Below are 16653 nucleotides of genomic sequence, written 5' to 3' on the forward strand. Positions count from 1 at the left end.
CGGGGCGGGTCAGGAGGGCAGGCGGTGGGTCAGCCAGGGGAGCAGGGACTCGCCCTGTAGGCGCTGGAACGCGCGTACGGTCGGGATGCCGGGTGGTGGGGGCTGGCGGGCGCCGTCGAGGAAGAAGCCGGTGAACCCGGCCAGCACTCCGGTCAGGTCGGCCGCGTCGACATCAGCCGTCAGCCGTCGGGCGGCCAGCAGCGCGTCGGGGTCGTGCCCGCCGTACACCTGCACGTTGACGACGGTGAGCAGGGTGTCCAACCAGGCCGGCCCGCGACAGGCCCAGGGCCAGTCGACGACGGTGACCGACCCGTCCGGGCCGAGCAGCAGGTTGTCGGCGCGTACGTCGACGTGGCAGAGCGTGTCGCCGGTGAGCGCGGCCAGTCCCCGGTCGGCGGCGGCGCACAGTTCGGGCAGGTGGGACCGGGCCCACGGGTCGAGGCCGGCCGGCGGGTCGGCGGCGAGGCGTCGCCACCCGCCGAAGTCGTGCGCGAGCAGTTCGGCGGCGGTGGGCACGCTCACCCCGGCGGGTGCCGGAGTGAGCGCGGCGGCCATGGCCTCCAGCGTGCACAGCACGGCGGCCAGCTCGTCGGCCCGCCACGGGGTGGCCGGGTGCCGGCCCTCCACGTCGGTGAGGACGAGCGCTATCCAGTCGCCGTCGTCGTAGCTGCCGAGCAGCCGGGGTGCGGGCGCGCCCGGCGGCAGGGCGGCGGTGATCCGTGCCTCGGCGCGGTACAGGCCGGGGCTGCGGTCGTTCTGCGCCGGGCTGACCGCCTTGACGAAGGCCCGGCCGCCACCCGCGGTACGGACCCGGTCGGCGGTGCCGGGGGAGAAGCCGCCCGGCTGTGACACCGCCGCCACCACCCGGTCGCCGAGGACGGCCTCGACGGCGTCGCGGACGTGCGCGGGCAGTTCGGGCCAGTGCAGCCGGATCTTCGTCACCGCTACACGGTGCGTGCCGCCCGCCGTCCGGGGCAAGCGGGTTAACCGTGGCGTGTGTAGCGCAGGACCACCACGCCGGAGTCGAACGGACGCGTCGAGGTGAGCGTGAGCCGCCGCGTGTCGAAGCCGCTGTCGACGAGCTTGATGCCGCTGCCGACGAGCACCGGGTTGAGCTTGACCACCAGCTCGTCGATCTCGTCGAGGAGCTGACCGGCGAGCTGCCCGCCGCCGCAGAGCCAGATGTCACGCCCGGGCCGGCTCTTCAGCTCGCCGACGAAGGCGGCCGGGTCGCCGTCGACGACGTGCACGTCCGGGTAGTCGGCAGGGGGCAGGGAGCGGCTGAACACGTACTGCTCCAGGTGCGCGTACGGGCTTGTCGCGCCGATCTTCAGGCCGGGCTCGTAGGTGCCGCGGCCCATCAGCACGGTGTCGAAGCGCCCGCTCGGCGGGGAGTCGACGCCGAGCTGGGCGTGGGCGAACGTGGGCAGCGTCTGGGGCCACTCGGCCACCAGGTAGGGCGCCACGTCGGGCATCAGCGGGAGGAAGTCGAACGACCCGTCGGGCGCGGCGATGAAGCCGTCGAGGGTGCTGGCGACGAAGTAGACGAGCTTGCGCAAACCGGCTCCGATGTCCGAGGTGATCCACGACGGCTGTCGTGGTTCGGTGGCGAATGTACAACACCTGTCGTGGTTGTTGCTAGTGTGTTCGCGTGGCCAGGAACCCGGAACGCCGTACCCTGCTCGCCGACGCCGGCCTGCGGGTGCTCGCCGACGCGGGCGCGCGCGGGCTGACCCACCGCGCGGTCGACGCCGAGGCGGGCGTGCCCACCGGCACCACCTCGAACTACTTCCCGTCCCGCGCCGCGCTGCTCGCCGGCCTCGCCGAACGGATCTTCGACCGGATCGCGCCCGACCCGGCCGTGCTGGCCGACCTCGGCCGCCGCGAGCCGTCGCTCGCGCTGATGACCGACTACCTGCGCGACATCGTCACCCGCACCACCCGCGAGCCGGGCCTCACCCGGGCGCTGTTCGAGCTGCGGCTGGAGGCCGCGCGCCGCCCCGAGTTGCGGTCCGCGCTCGGCGGCGTGCTGCGCCAGGGGTACGCGGACGACGTCGCCCACCACGCCGCCGCCGGGCTACCAGGCGGGGCGTACGAGGTGGCGCTGCTGCACTACGCGGTCGACGGGCTCCTGCTCGACCTGCTCACCACCTCGATCGACGCCGGGTTCGACACCGATCAGGTGGTCTCCACCCTCGTCTCCCGTCTGGTCGGCGACACCACCGGTTGAGCGTCCTCGCCGCGCGTTAACCCGGGGTGGCCAGCGGGAACGCTGGCCCGGACGCCCCTGGGAAGGAGCAACGGATGAGGGAACGCACCGGACTGACCATCGGCGTGCTCGGCTCCTACGGCGGTCGCAACCTCGGCGACGAGGCGATCCTCACGGGTCTGCTGGACGATCTGCGCCGTCACGAGCCCAACGCCCGGATCATCGTCTTCTCCCGCAACCCGGCGCACACCGCGCTGGCTCACCCCGAGGTCGAGGCGGTGCCGTGGGAGGGCGTCAGCCGGGTCGACTCGTCCCCGGTGCTCAACCAGCTCGACCTGCTCATCCTCGGCGGCGGCGGGATCCTCTACGACAAGGAGGCCCGGCGCTACCTGCGGGTGGTCCGGGTGGCCCAGGAGCGAGGGCTGCCGCTGCTCACGTACGCGGTAGGGGTCGGCCCGCTCACCGACACGCTGGACAGCGGCATGGTGCGCGAGACGCTGGCGCAGGCCGTCGAGGTGACAGTCCGCGACCAGGAGTCCCGGATGGTGCTGGAGGAGGCGGGCCTGGTGAACCCGATCACCGTCACCGCCGACCCAGCGTTCCTGCTCGAACCGGAGGAGTTCCCCCAGCAGTGGCTGCGCGAGGAGGGCGTACCGGCCGGGTCCCGGCTGGTCGGGCTCAGCGTGCGTGAGCCGGGCCGGGCGGCCGAGCGGCTCGACGTGGACGGCTACCACCGCCTGCTCGCCCAGATCGGTGACTTCCTGGTGCACCGGATCGACGCGCACGTGCTGTTCGTGCCGATGGAACGCGACGACATCCGGCACTCCCACGGCGTGCTGTCGCACATGACCGCCGCCGACCGGGGCCGGATCCTGCACGGCGACTACCGCCCGGCGCAGATCCTCGGGCTGATGCGCCACTTCGACCTCGCGGTCGGCATGCGCCTGCACTTCCTGATCTTCGCGGCCATGATGGGCACGCCGTTCCTGCCGCTGCCGTACGCCGGAAAGGTCTTCGACCTGGCCCAGCGGCTCGGTGTGCCGGCGCTGCGCGGCGTGGAACGCGAGGTGGAGGGGCCGTTGCTGGCCGAGGTGGACCGGCTGTGGGACGAGCGGGCGGCCCGGGCCGACGAGACCGCGCGCCGGGTCGCGGAGGTGTGCGAGCAGGCGCGCGGCACCTCGCAGGTGACCCGCAGCGTGCTGGACAGCATCAGGGCCCGCACGCTGACGCACGCGCTGTGAGCCGGGCCGTCAGACCGCCGGGCCGCGCCAGGCGTAGACCCACTCCCGGCCCGGCCGGTCGTCCGACTCCAGCTCGTAGATCTGCGCCTCCGCCAGACCCTGCGCCCCGAGGTGGTGGTGGGTCAGCGGCGGACGGCCGTTGCCGTCAAGCTCGACGGTGACGGTCTCGCCGTCGGCCGCGCCGCCCACCAGAGGGATCTGCACCGAGGAAGCCATGCGCCCATCCTGCCCCGGCCGGCCCGGCCGCGCAGGGGATCACGCGGGGCAGCGGGCCGAGCACACCGCGTACTAGGGTCCGGGAATGGCGCACCCGACGATCGATCCGACACTCGGTCCGGTCCTCGCCCGCACGGGCGGCGAGCGGGCGATCCTCGACGCGTTCCTCGATTTCCACCGGGCCACCGTGCTGCGCAAGGTGCGCGGCCTGACCGACGCCGACGCCACCCGGCGTCTGGTGCCCTCGCTGACCACCCTTGCCGGGCTGCTCCAGCACCTGACGGTGGTCGAGGGGAACTGGTTCCGCTGCCTGTTCGACCCCGAGCCGGGTGACGTCTACGTCACCTCCCAGGCCGACGCCGACGCCAGCTTCGCGCTGCGCCCCGGCGACACAGTCGAGGCGCTCGCCGCCGCGTACGAGGCGGCGTGCGAACAGTCCCGCCGGGTCGCCGCGCGGTTCGACCTCGACCATGTGGTGCCGCACCCGCAGCTCGGCGAGGTGTCGCTGCGCTGGGTGCTGGTGCACCTGGTCGAGGAGACCGCCCGGCACGCCGGGCACGCCGACATCCTGCGCGAGCTGACCGACGGCGAGACCGGCGCGATCTGACGGGTCACTCGCGGGGCAGCAGCCCGTCCGGGTACTCCATCCCGTCGTGCGTGCACGCGGCGGCGGCCACCCGTGCGGCGTACCGGGCCGCGTCGAGGACGTCCGCGCCACGCAGCCGGGCGGCGATCACCCCGGCCGCGAACGCGTCCCCGGCGCCGTTGGTGTCCACCACCGGCCCCGGCGGGGTGGCAGCTGGGACGTGCGCCGGCGGCGCGCCGGGGGTGTGCAGGGTCGCGCCGGCCGCCCCGCCGGTCACCAGCACCGTGCGCGGCGCCAGCCCGGCCGCCTCCGTCCCGGCCCGCTCGCCGAGCCGCGTGTCGCTGACGAAGACCAGGTCAGCGATCCGGGCGAACGGGCGGTGGTAGTCGTTCTCGCCGTCCCAGTCGTGCAGGTCGGTGGAGACCGACGAGGCGGCACGCAGCACCGGCAGGGCGTCCCGGGCCCAATCCATGATCGACAGGTGGACGTGGGCCGCCTCGGCGACCAGCGCCGCCAGCTCCGCCTCAGCGAACGGCGCCGGCCCCGACCACGGGCGCGGATCGTGCAGCGACATCCGCCGGCCGTCCGGGTCGACCAGGTTCACCGAGCGGCGGGTGCCGGCCGGCGCGTCGGCCAGTGTGGTCCGGATCGAGGTACGCGCCAGCGCCGCCCGCACCACGTCACCGGCCGGGTCGGCGCCCAGCACGTCGACGAGCGCCACCCGCAGGCCGAGCGCGTGCGCGGCCAGGGCCACGCCGGAGCCGGTGTTGCCGATCCGCAGGTCGATCGGGGGCACCAGCAGCGAGTCGGCCACCGGTGGCGGCAGGGCGGGCACCCGGGCACGGATGTCCACGCCGAGTCCGCCGATCACGAGAAGGTCGACCATGGCGCCGACGATATCCGCGCCCGGCGGCCTATCCTGACTCCCCGGGGCGCCGTCCTTCCGCCCCGGGTTGCGAGGGGGAGCAGTGCTGGTCATCCACGGGTTGTGGCTGCCCGGCGCCGGACTCGCCCTGTGGGCCGAGGACAGCACGCTCCCGGCCCGCGCGCCGCGCCGCCCCGGCCGCGTGCCGCGTGAGCGCCCGCACCCGTTCGCCGCCGACCACGCCACGCTCGCCGCCGCGCTCGACGGCATGCCGGGCGAGCCGGTCTCCGTCCTGCTGGACCTGCCGACCCGGGCCGGCTCGCCGCTGGACTCGCCGGAGCTGGTCCGGGCCACAGTCACCGAACCGGTCCGCGGCCCGGTCACCCGCGCCGGATGGCGGGCACCCGCCCTGGCGTACGCCCCGGACGCCGCGTACGCGCTGCTGCGCGCCCCGATGCCGGGCCCGGCCGGGGCGAGCCTGCGTCACCTGTGCGAGCTGGCCGACTTCGCCGCCGATCTGGTGACCCGCGGCCGGCTGCTGCCGGTCGCGCTGGAGGCGTACCCCATTGGTGTGGCCGACGGAGGGCCGGCCTTGACCGGCGGACGGACCTCGGCGCGGCGGTCACCGACGGTCCCGGGCGTCGCCGGCTCGGGCGGGGCGGCGGCCGGGCGGCGGTCCGTGGGGGCGGGTGCGGCCGGTGCGGTCTCGGGTGTCGCGGGGGCCGGGCGGCGGCTGCGGGCCGTGGGCGCGGACGACGTGGCGACGGGATGGGCGCTCTGGCGGCCGCTGCTCACCGGCACCGACGCGGCCTGGGCGCGTGACCTGGCGCTGGCGTTGCCACCGGCGGCCCGCGCCGCCCGGGAGTGGCGACCGGAGCCTCCGCTGAGCGGGTCTGCCGCGACGACGGACGCGTGGGACGGGCGGGCCGACGACGTCGGGGCCGGTGCGCTGGTGGCGGAGGCGCTGGACGCGCTCGTCGACGCCGCCGCCCGGGTGGCGCTGGCCGACACCCGGCTGCACCGGGGGATGCGCCCGGTCGGCGCGGTGCCGCGCTGGCTGGCCGCGCTCACCGGACCGGAACGCGCCTTCCCGGCCGAGCCGGACGCGCTGGCGACGCTGCGCGAGGAAATGGACGCCTGGCAGCGCGACGCTGCGGGCGGCGCGGTACGGGCCACGTTCCGCCTGGTCGAACCGGCCGTCGACCCGGTCGCCGAACTGGTCGAGGACGCGGTCTGGCGGGTCGAGTTCGGCCTGCACCCCGCCGACGAGCCGGGGCTCGTGGTGGACGCCGCGCACATCTGGCAGCGGCCCGCGCCCGCGCTCGCCGCCCGGGGCGTGGAGCCGCAGGAGACGCTTCTCGCCGAGCTGGGCCGGGCCAGCCGGCTGTGGCCGGAGGTGGACGCCGCGCTGCGTACCGCCGCGCCGGAGGGCATGGAGCTGGACGCCGAGGGCGCGCACCGGTTCCTGCGCGAGGGCGCCCCGGTGCTGCACGCGGCCGGGTTCGGGGTGCTGCTGCCGTCGTGGTGGCGGCGTTCCTCGTCCCGGCTGGGAGCACGGTTGCGGGCGCGCAGCCGTACCGCGCCGGGTGCGGTCGCCACCACCGCCGGGAAGCTGGGGCTGGACGCGCTCGTCGACTACCGCTGGGAGCTGGCGCTCGGCGACCAGCCGCTGACCGCCGAGGAACTGGCGACGCTCGCCGACCTGAAGTCGCCGCTGGTCCGGCTGCGCGGCCGGTGGGTCGAGCTGGACCCGCAGCGGCTGGAGGCGGGGCTGAAGCTGCTGCGCTCCTCCGGCGAGCTGACGGTGGCCGACCTGCTGCGGATGGGCCTGTCCGGCGACGACAACGCCGGTGAGCTGCCGGTGCTGGACGTCGTCGCCGACGGCGCGCTGGGCGAGCTGCTGGCCGGTGAGGCGGAGCGGCGGCTCACCCCGGCCGACCCGCCGCCGGGCTTCAGCGGGACGCTGCGGCCGTACCAGCGGCGTGGACTGGCCTGGCTGGCGTTCCTCCAGTCGCTCGGACTCGGCGGGATCCTCGCCGACGACATGGGCCTGGGCAAGACCGTGCAACTGCTCGCACTGCTCGCCGGTGACCCGCCGGAGACCGGGCCCACGCTGCTTGTCTGCCCGATGTCGCTGGTCGGCAACTGGCAGCGGGAGGCGGCGAAGTTCGCCCCCGCGCTGCGGGTGCACGTGCACCACGGCGCCGAGCGGGCCCGGGGCGAGGGCTTCGCCGCCGCCGTCGGGGAGGCGGACCTGGTGCTCACCACGTACTCGGTGGCGGCCCGGGACGCGTTCGAGCTCTCCGGCGTCGACTGGCACCGGGTGGTGGTGGACGAGGCACAGGCGATCAAGAACGCCGCGACCCGGCAGGCCGAGGCGGTCCGGTCGCTGCCCGCGCGGCACCGGGTCGCGGTCACCGGTACGCCGGTGGAGAACCGGCTGGCCGACCTCTGGTCGATCATGCAGTTCGCGAACCCAGGGCTGCTCGGCCCGGCCGCCACGTTCCGCAAGCGCTTCGCCGAACCGATCGAGCGGCACGGCGACGCCGAGGTGGCCGAGCGGCTGCGCCGGATCACCGGCCCGTTCGTGCTGCGCCGCCTCAAGACCGACGCGACGATCATCACCGACCTGCCGGAGAAGCTGGAGATGGAGGTGGTCTGCAACCTCACCGCCGAGCAGGCCGCGCTCTACCGCGCAGTGGTCGACGACATGATGGCGAAGATCGAGTCCAGCGACGGGATCGAGCGGCGCGGGCTGGTGCTGGCCACCATGACCCGACTCAAGCAGGTCTGCAACCATCCAGCCCAGCTGCTGCACGACGGCTCCGCGCTGGACGGCCGGTCCGGCAAGCTGGAACGCCTCGACGAGATCGTCGACGAGGTGCTCGCGGCGGGGGAGAAGGCGTTGCTGTTCACCCAGTACGCCGAGTTCGGCGGCATGCTGCGCGGGCACCTGTCGGCGCGTACCGGCCGGGAGGTGCTGCTGTTGCACGGCGGCGTCGGCAAGGCCGAACGGGACGCCATGGTGACCCGGTTCCAGTCGCGGCAGGGGCCGCCGCTGTTCGTCCTTTCGCTCAAGGCCGGCGGCACCGGGCTCACGCTGACCGCCGCCAACCACGTGGTGCACGTGGACAGGTGGTGGAACCCGGCCGTCGAGGACCAGGCCACCGACCGGGCGTTCCGCATCGGACAGCGCCGCCGCGTCCAGGTACGCAAGTTCGTCTGCGCCGGCACCGTCGAGGAGAAGGTGGCCGCGATGATCGCCGACAAGCGCAGCCTGGCCCGCTCGGTGGTGGGCAGCGGCGAGCAGTGGGTCACCGAGCTGTCGACCGAGACGCTGCGCGACCTGTTCCGGCTGGAGTCCGGGGCGGTGGTCGAGTGAGCCCCGGTTTTGACGACTACGGTCCGCCGGTACGGGTCGAGGGCGGGCTACGGGCGCGCAGCACCCGGGGCGCGATCGGGCAGTCCTGGTGGTCCCGGCGGTTCGTGGAGGTGCTGGAGTCGTTCGCGCTGGGCTCCCGGCTCACCCGCGGCCGGGCGTACGCGCGCCGTGGGCAGGTGCTCCGGCTGGACGTGTCACCGGGAACCGTCACCGCCGAGGTGCAGGGCTCCCGGCCGCGTCCCTACCCGGTGCGGATCGGGCTGGCCGCGTACCCGGAGAAGACGTGGCGGCGGATCGAGGCGGAGCTGGCCGGGCAGGCGTTCTTCAGCGCCCGGCTGCTCGCCGGTGACCTGCCGGCCGAACTGGAGGAGCTGTTCGCCGAGGCGGGCGCGCCGCTGTTCCCGGCCGACGTCGACGAACTCGACCAGCGGTGCGGCTGCCCCGACTTCGCGGTGCCGTGCAAACACTTGGCGGCCACGTTCTACCTGCTCGCCGAGGCGTTCGACGCGGACCCGTTCCACCTGCTGCACTGGCGCGGACGGTCCCGCGCCGACCTGCTGGACCGGCTGCGTACGCTGCGCGGCGCTCACCCCGGCTCGGCCGGGACCGGCGGTACGGACCGGGCCGGCGGCGCGGATGGGATTGGCGGCGCGGCGCGTGCCCTGGCCGGGTTGCCGGCGGTCGAGCCGGACGACGAGCTGGACCGGTTCTGGCTGGCGCCGGTGGCGCTGCCGGACCGGCCACCCACGCTCGCCACCGGCCCGGAGCTGCTGTTGCGTCAGCTCGGGCCGCCCGGGGCCGCAGTCGGCGGGCCGGGCCTGGCCGAGCGGCTGCGCCGGGCGTACCGGGAGTTCGGCAGCGGCGGAGCCGCGTCCCCCAGGGAGTTCGGTCGCGCCGAAGGCGAGTGTTAACAGGGGGCCCTTCCTCTACCGAATGCGTTAAGAAGGGGCCCTTCCTTACGCCTACAGCAAGCGGCGGCGGAAGCGCCACATCACCGCGGCGTTGGCGACCAGCACCACCGCGCAGATCGCCCCGGCCAGCCGCCCGACGAGCACTGTCATCGCCGGCAGCGAGGCCCACAGCACGATCGTCAACAGCATCATGTACCGGCCCCGGCGGCCCTTGGCCCGGTTGTTCAACCGGGCGAAGAACCGTGGGTCACTCTCCCGTAGATGGCGGGTGATCTGTTCGAACCTGCGCTGATCCTCTTGGCTGAGCATGGCGGTGCCTTCCCCTCACGGCTTCAGCGGTTCGGCGGCATACCCGGATCGGAGGCCGGTCACGCGCCGCCGCTGCTGCTGTTTCGGCGGGCCGGACAGGCGGAACGAGGTTCTCAGCGCAGGCTTATCCGTACCTTAAGTTTCGGTGAGGTGGTGAACGCGCCCGGCGGCGTCGCCGGGGTGCGAAACCTCGCATCCGGTCGGTGCGGGCCCGGGTCGTCCCTGCTCCGGAAGCCGCCGTGCGCCGGCCGTCGCGACCGGTCTCTCCCGTCGGTTCTCAGCACTGTCTTAAGTGCGCTCACGAGCGCGTTCGGCGCGCCTTGAGTGGCCGGGACGGCATGGCTACTTTCCCGTAGGCAACTTCTCCGGCAACCGTCGCCGCCCCTGCGTCACCCGACCCCCCGGGTGGCAGCGTGCCGGCGCTCGAAGAAAACGGGACAGCTACATGGCCGACCAGAACGTGCCACCGCGTCGCCCCCGGGACGACCGCGGCTGGGACGGATACCAGCACCCCCAACCGGACGGGTACCGCGACCTGGACGCCGCACCGTACGCCGGCGGTCACCCCGCCCCGGGCCCGCAGTGGGTCGGGCCGAACGGTTTCGCCCCCGCCGCGCCGGCCCCCGCCGGCTACCCCCAGCCCGGCGGATACGCCCAGCCCGCCGGCGGATACGGCCCGCCGACCGGCGGTGGACTGCCCGACCTGGACGACGACGGTGACGGGGCCCCCAAGCGGGGCCGGCGCCGGGCGCTGGCCACCCTCGGCGGCGCCGTGGTGGTCGCCGGTGGCGCCGCCCTGGCCATGTCCCCGCAGGTGCGTGGCCTCTTCAGTGACGCGCCGGCCGGTGACGCCACCGGCACCGTCACCACCGACGGCAGCTCCGCCCGGCCCAGCGGCCAGCAGCCCAGCACGGTACGAACCTACACCGAGCAGAACGAGAGCTACATGGGCTCCCGGGCCGGTGAGGCGCTCAAGCGCAACGCGCCGTCCGGTGGCCGCCTCTACGGCAGCCCGGCCGCAGCCGCCGAGGCGACGAAGGTGACGGTGAAGACGGTCCTCGCCAAGGACCCGATCCGGCACCTCGCGGTCCGCACCACGTTCGGCGCCACCCCGAAGGTGATGGCCGACATCAAGCGGCTCGGCATCGACGACTGGCTGCGCGAGCAGCTCGAACCGGAGAAGATCGCCCCGACGAAGGCCGAGCTGAAGCTGGCCGACCTGCAGTCGCTCAAGCTCAGCCCGACGCAGCTGCGCGACCAGCGCGAGCAGCTCAACGAGAAGGGCGTCGACCCGGCCCGGGAGACGGTGGACGCCACCATCGCCCGGCAGATCTGGTCCGACCGGCAGCTGTTCGAGGTCATGGTCGACTTCTGGAACGACTTCCTGCACGTCGCCGCCGACTTCGACGGCGGGGAGAACTACCGCAACGCGTTCGACCGGGACGTCATCCGCAAGCACGCGCTGGGCAGCTACCCGGAGATGCTCGTCGCCGCGAACAAGCACCCGGCGCTGCTGCTCTACCTGAACCAGGTCGACTCGCGCAAGGACGCGGTTAACGAGAACCTGGCCCGGGAGAACCTGGAGCTGTACTCGGTCGGCGTCGACGGCGGTTACACCGAGAAGGACGTCCGCCAGGCCGCGCTGCTCCAGACCGGACGCGGCGTCGCCGACGGCAAGTACAAGTTCTTCGCCGAGCGCCACTACCTCGGCAAGGTGAAGATCCTCGGGTTCAGCCACGCCAACAACTCCGACGACCCGGTGGCCGCCGACAAGGTGATCGACTCGTACATCCGCTACATCGCGATGCACCCGTCGACAGCGCGGTACGTGGCACAGAACCTCGCCACCCGGTTCGTCTCCGACACCCCGCCGAAGTCCGTGGTGGACCGCCTCGCCAAGGCGTACACCACGAACAAGGGGCAGATCCGCCCGGTGCTGGCCACGCTGTTCAGCTCCTCGGAGTTCTGGGCCGCGGTCGGCCAGAAGGTACGCCGCCCGATGGAGTACCTGGTCGCCACGTACCGGGCGCTGGGTGTCTCGCCGGAGGCTGCCCCCGGCTACTCCTCCGGCGACAACCGGCGTACCCCGTTCGGGCAGGGCCTGCGGCAGATCCAGGACAAGATGCGCGAGCTCGGCCAGTACCCGATGGGCAAGCCCACCCCGGACGGCTACGCCGACGTCTACCTGGCCTGGACCTCGGCCGGCACCATGATCGACGGCTGGAACGAGGCGGGCGACCTGATCGCCGGCTACCGCAAGCAGTTCACCTTCGCCAAGCCGGAGAAGCTGGTGGCGAAGCCGCCGGCCACCGCCGGGGCGTACGTGGACGCGCTGGCCCAGCGGCTGGTGCAGCAGAAGCTCAGCGCCAAGGAGAAGAAGCTCGTGCTCGCCGTGGCCGGCGTGTCCGAGAGCGCCAAGGTCGACGCCACCTTCAACGGGGCCATCGCCGCTGTCGCGCGGACGATCCTCGCGTCCCCCCAGCACCACCTCCGGTGAGGCATTCGATGGAGATGACCGTGAACCCGTACCCCCTGCACCCCGAATGCCCCGACCTGCGGCGGCTGGCCGACAACCCGGCCGAGGCGCTGCTGCGCGCGGAGGCGGACATCGTCGCGGCCGAGAACGCCGCCGAGGCCGACCGGTACCGCCGGCTGGAGGAGGTCGAGGAGGCGCAGCAGGACGGCCGGGGCGTCACCCGGCGTACCTTCGTCGCCGGCGCCGCCGCGACCGCCACCGCGCTGGCGACCGCGCAGTTCGTCACCACCTCGGCGTCGTTCGCCGCGACGAAGACCGGCACGCTGATCCACGTCTTCCTCTACGGCGGGCTGGACGGGCTGAGCCTTGTCGCACCGGCCGACGACCCGGTGCTCGCCAAGGCCCGCCCCGACCTGCTGCTCGGCGACGACTCGCTGGCGCTGGCCCGTGGCTTCAAGCTGACCAGCGCGTTCGCGCCGCTGGAGAAGTGGCTCAAGGCCGGGCAGCTCGGCTTCGTGCCGGCCGTGTCCGACCCGCGGCTGTCGCGCAGCCACTTCCAGGCCGCCGACGCCTGCAACCTGGGCGGCCTGCCCGGCGAGACCGGCGGCCGGGGCTGGCTGGACAGCCTGGTCGACTCGCTCGGCAAGGGCACCGCGTTCCGCAGCGTCGGCATCGGCAGCACGCTGCCGCGCTCGCTGGTCGGCGTGAACGGCGCGATCTCCCTCAACAACGTCGGCGACCTGCGGCTCAACGGCGACGACAAGTTCCGCGCGGCCACCGAGAAGGCCATCCGTGGCCTGTTCACCGGCATCAACCACCCGGTCGAGGAGGCGGTGCAGGAGGGCATGGGCGCGCTGGCCACCGCCCAGAAGCTCGCCGCCAAGCCGTACGCCGCCGCCGAGGGCGTCCAGTACCAGGGCGTCGGCAACGCGTTCAAGCAGCTCGCCCAGCTCATCAAGGGCGGCGCGAACGTCCGGGTGGCAACCGTCGGCATGGGCGGCTACGACACCCACGAGAACCAGGGCACCCGCGAGGGCGGCCAGCTCTGGCGGCGGCTGAACGAACTCGCAGGCGCAATGGCCGCGTTCTTCACCGACCTGGGCGACCAGGCGGCGGACGTGACGATCATGGTGTCCAGCGAGTTCGGCCGGCGGGTCGGCTCGAACGGCGGCGGCACCGACCACGGGCACGGCGGCGTGGTCACCGTGCTGTCCGGCCGCAAGCTGGCCGGTTCGCTGCTCGGCACCTGGAACGGCCTGGACAAGCTGGACAGCGGCGACGTGCCGGAATACAACAACATGTTCAACGTCTACGGATCGGTCGCGCAGGGCCGCTTCGGCCTGACCACCGCCCAGGTGGACAAGGTCTTCCCCCGGCAGAAGTTCGCCCCGGTCAAGATCTACGCGTGACGTACCAGGACACCCACGCCGCCGGCCGCCGTACCGGGCATCCCACCCCGTACGGCGGCCGTCCGGCTGCCCCCGTACCCCCGGGTCGTCCCCGGCGCGGACCCGGCGGCCGGCGTACGCTCGCCGCGGTGTTCTGGCTGGGCCTGGTCGCCGCCGTCCTGCCGTGGTGGCTGGACACCCCGGCGGGAACGCTCGCCGACACCGCCGACCTGCTCACCGCGGGCGGCCGGATCACCGGGCTGATCGCCGGTTACCTGCTGCTGGTGCAGGTGCTGATGATGAGCCGGCTCGGCGTGCTGGAACGCGCGCTCGGCGGCGAACGGATCTCCCGGCTGCACCGGGACCTCGGCGCGACGCTGCTGGTGGCGGTGCTCGCGCACATGTCGCTGCTGGTGGTCGGCTACGCCCGCCAGGAACGCAAGACGGTGCTCGGCGAGGTCGGCGCGCTGCTGACCGACTACGACGACATGATCACCGCGTTCGCCGCGGCCGGCGTCCTGGTCACCGTCGCGTTCACCGCGGTACGCGCCGTGCGCCGCCGCCTGCCGTACGAGCTGTGGCGTCTGCTGCACGCGGCCAGCTACCTCACGCTGCTGCTCGGCTACGCGCACCAGTTCAGCAACGGCGCTCAGCTCTACGAGCCGGGCCCGGTGCGTACCGGCTGGATCGCCGCGTACCTGCTGGTGGTGGCCGCGCTGGTGTGGGGCCGGGTGGTCGCGCCGCTGGTGTTCAACCTGCGGCACCGGCTGCGCGTCGCGGACGTGGTGGCGGAGAGCCCGGACACCGTCTCGGTCTACCTGACCGGGCAGCGGCTCAACCAGATCGACCTGCTCGGCGGGCAGTTCTTCCGCTGGCGCTTCCTCAACCCCGGCTGCTGGTGGCAGTCGCACCCGTTCTCCGTCTCCGCCGCCGCCAACGGCCGCTGGCTGCGGATCACCGTCAAGGTCGTCGGCGGGTACACCGCCGAGCTGCGCGACCTGACGCCCGGCACCCGGGTCTGGGCGCAGGGCCCCTCCGGCACGTTCACCGCCGCGCACCGCACCCGGGAACGGGCGCTGCTCATCGCCGGGGGCAGCGGCATCGCTCCACTGCGGGCGATGCTTGAGGAACTGCCGCCCGGCGCGGCGCTGATCTACCGGGCGCGTACCCCGGCCGACGTGCTGCTGCACCAGGAGCTGGACTGGCTCGCCCAGGCCCGGCAGACCTCCGTCTGGTACGTCGTCGGCCGCCGCGGCGACCCCGGCCCCCGCCAGGTGATGAACCCCGACGGCCTGCGCCGGCTGGTGCCCGACCTGACCCGCCGCGACGTCTACCTGTGCGGCCCGGGCGGCCTGGTCGACGAGGCGGTCGCCGCGCTGCGGGCCGCGGGCGTGCCCCGCCGCCAGATCCACCTGACCGCGTTCGAGCTGTAGGAGAGGCACCGCCATGCGTCGCGCGCTGTTCGCGATCACCGGCCTGGCCGCCGGCACCACCGCGCTGGTGGTGCTCAAGGGCGCGCCGGGCGCCGGGCAGACCGCGCCGGACGTACCGGCCGCGCTGGCCCCCGTCGTACCGGGCGGCTCGGCCGCGCCCGAACCGCCGTCGCCCACCGGCTCCGCGCCCGCTTCCACCCCGCCGGGAACGCCCCGGGCCTCGGCGAAGCCGACGGTCAAGCCCAGTGCCGACCGCAGCGCGGCCAGCCGGGGCGGCACCGGCACGCGCACCACGCCGGCCGCGCCCCGGACCACTACCAAGAGCGCGCCGAAGGTCACCACCCGCACGGTGACCGGACCGTCCGTCACCTACGAGTACGGCTCGCTCCAGGTCCGGATCACGCTCAGCGGCAGCCGGATCGTCGACGCCACGGCGATCGGACTGCCGCTGGGCGGGCAGTCCGGGCAGCGCAGCGACGACGTGCAGGCCCGCTACAGCGGCACCTCCGGCGAGGTGGTGGCCCGGCAGAGCGCCAACCTGAGCACCGTCTCCGGCGCCACCTACACCAGCACCGCGTACAAGCAGTCGTTGCAGGCCGCGCTGGACAAGGCGTGACGGTGCCGGCTCGTGCCGGCGCCGCCGTCGGTCCCGGTCCGTCCGCCGTCGGTCCCGGTCCGTCCGCCCGGCGCGGCCTGCGCCGGGTCGAACACGTCATGGGTACGGCGATCAGCCTCGACCTGGCCGACGACCTGCCCGCGTCCACGCTCGACGAGCTGGCCGAGGAGACGTTCGGCTGGCTGCGCGAGGTGGACGCGCGGTTCAGCACGTACCGGGACCACAGCGAGGTGTGCCGCGTCGACCGGGGCGAGCTGCGGGCCGCCGACGCGTCCGCAGACCTGCGGGCCGTGCTGGCGGCCTGCGCCGACCTGTGGACCGCCACCGACGGGTTCTTCGACGCGTACGCGACGGGCCGGCTCGACCCGTCCGGCTACGTGAAGGGCTGGGCGGCGCAGGTCGCCTCGGACCGGCTGGTGGCCACCGGCGCACCGAACCACTGCGTGAACGCGGGCGGCGACGTGCGGGTACGCGGCCACGACGCGACCGGGCAGCCGTGGCGGATCGGGGTACGGCATCCCTGGGACGCGACGGCGACCTGTCTGGTGCTGACCGGCACCGACCTGGCGGTCGCCACCTCCGGCGTGTACGAGCGCGGGCACCACGTGCTGGACCCGCGCCGGGGCGTACCGGCGACCGGTCTGCGCTCGGTCACCGTGGCCGGCCCCGACCTGGGCACAGCCGACGCGTACGCGACGGCCGCCGTGGCGATGGGCGAGTCGGGCCTGACCTGGCTGGACCACCTACCGTCCCCCTGGCAGCACGCCGTGGTCACCGAAGACGGTCACCTGCACCACTCCCGCGCGCTCCCCACCCTCCCGCCTTCCTGACCTGCCCGCTGCCCCGGCCGTCGGCGCGGTGATCAAGGAGTTTGTGTCCTCCAGGGCGCGCTGGGCGGACACAAACTCCTTGATCAACCGGTGGGGGCGGGGCGGGGGCGGGGTGGGAGCGGGGTGGGTCAGCGGAGGGGGCGGTGGAGGGTGGCGGGGCGGGAGCCTGTGGGGCGGGGGCGGCCGGGGCG

The 16653-nt window shown here is 74.1% G+C and carries 15 protein-coding genes; 10 read left to right on the top strand and 5 right to left on the bottom strand.

From position 1 onward, the window contains the following. Positions 1-9: 9 nt before the first annotated feature. Both ACGFIA_RS20765 and ACGFIA_RS20770 read right to left on the bottom strand, forming a co-directional pair. Positions 10-942, bottom strand: coding sequence for a phosphotransferase family protein (locus ACGFIA_RS20765; protein WP_393261446.1), 933 nt, complete (start codon positions 940-942; stop codon positions 10-12). Positions 943-983: 41 nt separating this feature from the next. Then, positions 984-1559 (bottom strand): dihydrofolate reductase family protein, encoded by a 576-nt coding sequence (locus ACGFIA_RS20770; protein ID WP_393261448.1) that lies wholly within the window; start codon positions 1557-1559, stop codon positions 984-986. 92 nt (positions 1560-1651) lie between these two features. On the opposite strand from ACGFIA_RS20770, the gene ACGFIA_RS20775 reads away from it, so the two are divergent. Together ACGFIA_RS20775 and ACGFIA_RS20780 are read left to right on the top strand one after the other, a co-directional pair. After that, on the top strand, positions 1652-2230 hold the full coding sequence (locus ACGFIA_RS20775; RefSeq protein WP_357470419.1) for a TetR family transcriptional regulator: 579 nt from the start codon (positions 1652-1654) through the stop codon (positions 2228-2230). A gap of 74 nt (positions 2231-2304) precedes the next feature. Continuing rightward, on the top strand, positions 2305-3450 hold the full coding sequence (locus ACGFIA_RS20780; protein WP_357470416.1) for a polysaccharide pyruvyl transferase family protein: 1146 nt from the start codon (positions 2305-2307) through the stop codon (positions 3448-3450). Between the two features lie 9 nt (positions 3451-3459). Here the strand turns inward: ACGFIA_RS20780 and ACGFIA_RS20785 are convergent, their stop codons facing one another. Next, on the bottom strand, positions 3460-3666 hold the full coding sequence (locus ACGFIA_RS20785) for a hypothetical protein (protein ID WP_357470412.1): 207 nt from the start codon (positions 3664-3666) through the stop codon (positions 3460-3462). 85 nt (positions 3667-3751) lie between these two features. On the opposite strand from ACGFIA_RS20785, the gene ACGFIA_RS20790 reads away from it, so the two are divergent. Beyond that, positions 3752-4273, top strand: coding sequence for a DinB family protein (locus ACGFIA_RS20790; RefSeq protein ID WP_357470409.1), 522 nt, complete (start codon positions 3752-3754; stop codon positions 4271-4273). Positions 4274-4277: 4 nt separating this feature from the next. Here the strand turns inward: ACGFIA_RS20790 and ACGFIA_RS20795 are convergent, their stop codons facing one another. Then, positions 4278-5138, bottom strand: a complete 861-nt coding sequence (locus ACGFIA_RS20795) for a carbohydrate kinase family protein (protein ID WP_357470405.1) — start codon at positions 5136-5138, stop codon at positions 4278-4280. A gap of 82 nt (positions 5139-5220) precedes the next feature. On the opposite strand from ACGFIA_RS20795, the gene ACGFIA_RS20800 reads away from it, so the two are divergent. Together ACGFIA_RS20800 and ACGFIA_RS20805 are read left to right on the top strand one after the other, a co-directional pair. Beyond that, positions 5221-8499: an SNF2-related protein gene (locus tag ACGFIA_RS20800; protein WP_393261452.1), complete on the top strand. Its 3279-nt coding sequence runs from the start codon at positions 5221-5223 to the stop codon at positions 8497-8499. Next, entirely contained in the window at positions 8496-9410 is a 915-nt protein-coding gene (locus tag ACGFIA_RS20805; protein WP_357389122.1) for an SWIM zinc finger family protein, read from the top strand. The genes ACGFIA_RS20800 and ACGFIA_RS20805 overlap by 4 nt, the downstream gene beginning before the upstream one ends. A gap of 51 nt (positions 9411-9461) precedes the next feature. Here ACGFIA_RS20805 and ACGFIA_RS20810 read toward each other — a convergent pair whose 3' ends face one another. Then, entirely contained in the window at positions 9462-9719 is a 258-nt protein-coding gene (locus ACGFIA_RS20810) for a DUF3040 domain-containing protein (RefSeq protein WP_354872192.1), read from the bottom strand. A gap of 445 nt (positions 9720-10164) precedes the next feature. Here ACGFIA_RS20810 and ACGFIA_RS20815 point away from each other — a divergent pair, with 445 nt between their 5' ends. The 5 genes from ACGFIA_RS20815 to ACGFIA_RS20835 all read left to right on the top strand — a co-directional run bounded on the left by ACGFIA_RS20815 (position 10165) and on the right by ACGFIA_RS20835 (position 16462). Beyond that, positions 10165-12216 carry a DUF1800 domain-containing protein gene (locus tag ACGFIA_RS20815; protein WP_393261456.1) on the top strand — a complete coding sequence of 684 codons (2052 nt, stop codon included), beginning with the start codon at positions 10165-10167 and terminating at the stop codon, positions 12214-12216. Between the two features lie 14 nt (positions 12217-12230). Then, on the top strand, positions 12231-13604 hold the full coding sequence (locus ACGFIA_RS20820; protein ID WP_357470656.1) for a DUF1501 domain-containing protein: 1374 nt from the start codon (positions 12231-12233) through the stop codon (positions 13602-13604). Further along, positions 13601-15016, top strand: a complete 1416-nt coding sequence (locus ACGFIA_RS20825; RefSeq protein ID WP_357389118.1) for a ferredoxin reductase family protein — start codon at positions 13601-13603, stop codon at positions 15014-15016. The genes ACGFIA_RS20820 and ACGFIA_RS20825 overlap by 4 nt, the downstream gene beginning before the upstream one ends. A gap of 13 nt (positions 15017-15029) precedes the next feature. Next, on the top strand, positions 15030-15632 hold the full coding sequence (locus ACGFIA_RS20830) for an FMN-binding protein (RefSeq protein WP_357389116.1): 603 nt from the start codon (positions 15030-15032) through the stop codon (positions 15630-15632). A gap of 98 nt (positions 15633-15730) precedes the next feature. Then, entirely contained in the window at positions 15731-16462 is a 732-nt protein-coding gene (locus ACGFIA_RS20835; protein WP_357470653.1) for an FAD:protein FMN transferase, read from the top strand. The last annotated feature ends 191 nt before the right edge of the window (positions 16463-16653 follow it).

The sequence above is a fragment of the Micromonospora sp. NPDC049203 genome, from assembly GCF_043197215.1.
Lineage (GTDB): Bacteria > Actinomycetota > Actinomycetes > Mycobacteriales > Micromonosporaceae > Micromonospora.

Excerpts from the sequence above, each read along its gene's own strand:
- ACGFIA_RS20780 (WP_357470416.1), top strand. The coding sequence starts at position 2,305 with ATGAGGGAACGCACCGGACTGACCATCGGCGTGCTCGGCTCCTACGGC.
- ACGFIA_RS20785 (WP_357470412.1), bottom strand. The coding sequence starts at position 3,666 with ATGGCTTCCTCGGTGCAGATCCCTCTGGTGGGCGGCGCGGCCGACGGC.
- ACGFIA_RS20790 (WP_357470409.1), top strand. The coding sequence starts at position 3,752 with ATGGCGCACCCGACGATCGATCCGACACTCGGTCCGGTCCTCGCCCGC.
- ACGFIA_RS20795 (WP_357470405.1), bottom strand. The coding sequence starts at position 5,138 with ATGGTCGACCTTCTCGTGATCGGCGGACTCGGCGTGGACATCCGTGCC.
- ACGFIA_RS20810 (WP_354872192.1), bottom strand. The coding sequence starts at position 9,719 with ATGCTCAGCCAAGAGGATCAGCGCAGGTTCGAACAGATCACCCGCCAT.
- ACGFIA_RS20815 (WP_393261456.1), top strand. The coding sequence starts at position 10,165 with ATGGCCGACCAGAACGTGCCACCGCGTCGCCCCCGGGACGACCGCGGC.
- ACGFIA_RS20820 (WP_357470656.1), top strand. The coding sequence starts at position 12,231 with ATGACCGTGAACCCGTACCCCCTGCACCCCGAATGCCCCGACCTGCGG.
- ACGFIA_RS20830 (WP_357389116.1), top strand. The coding sequence starts at position 15,030 with ATGCGTCGCGCGCTGTTCGCGATCACCGGCCTGGCCGCCGGCACCACC.
- ACGFIA_RS20835 (WP_357470653.1), top strand. The coding sequence starts at position 15,731 with ATGGGTACGGCGATCAGCCTCGACCTGGCCGACGACCTGCCCGCGTCC.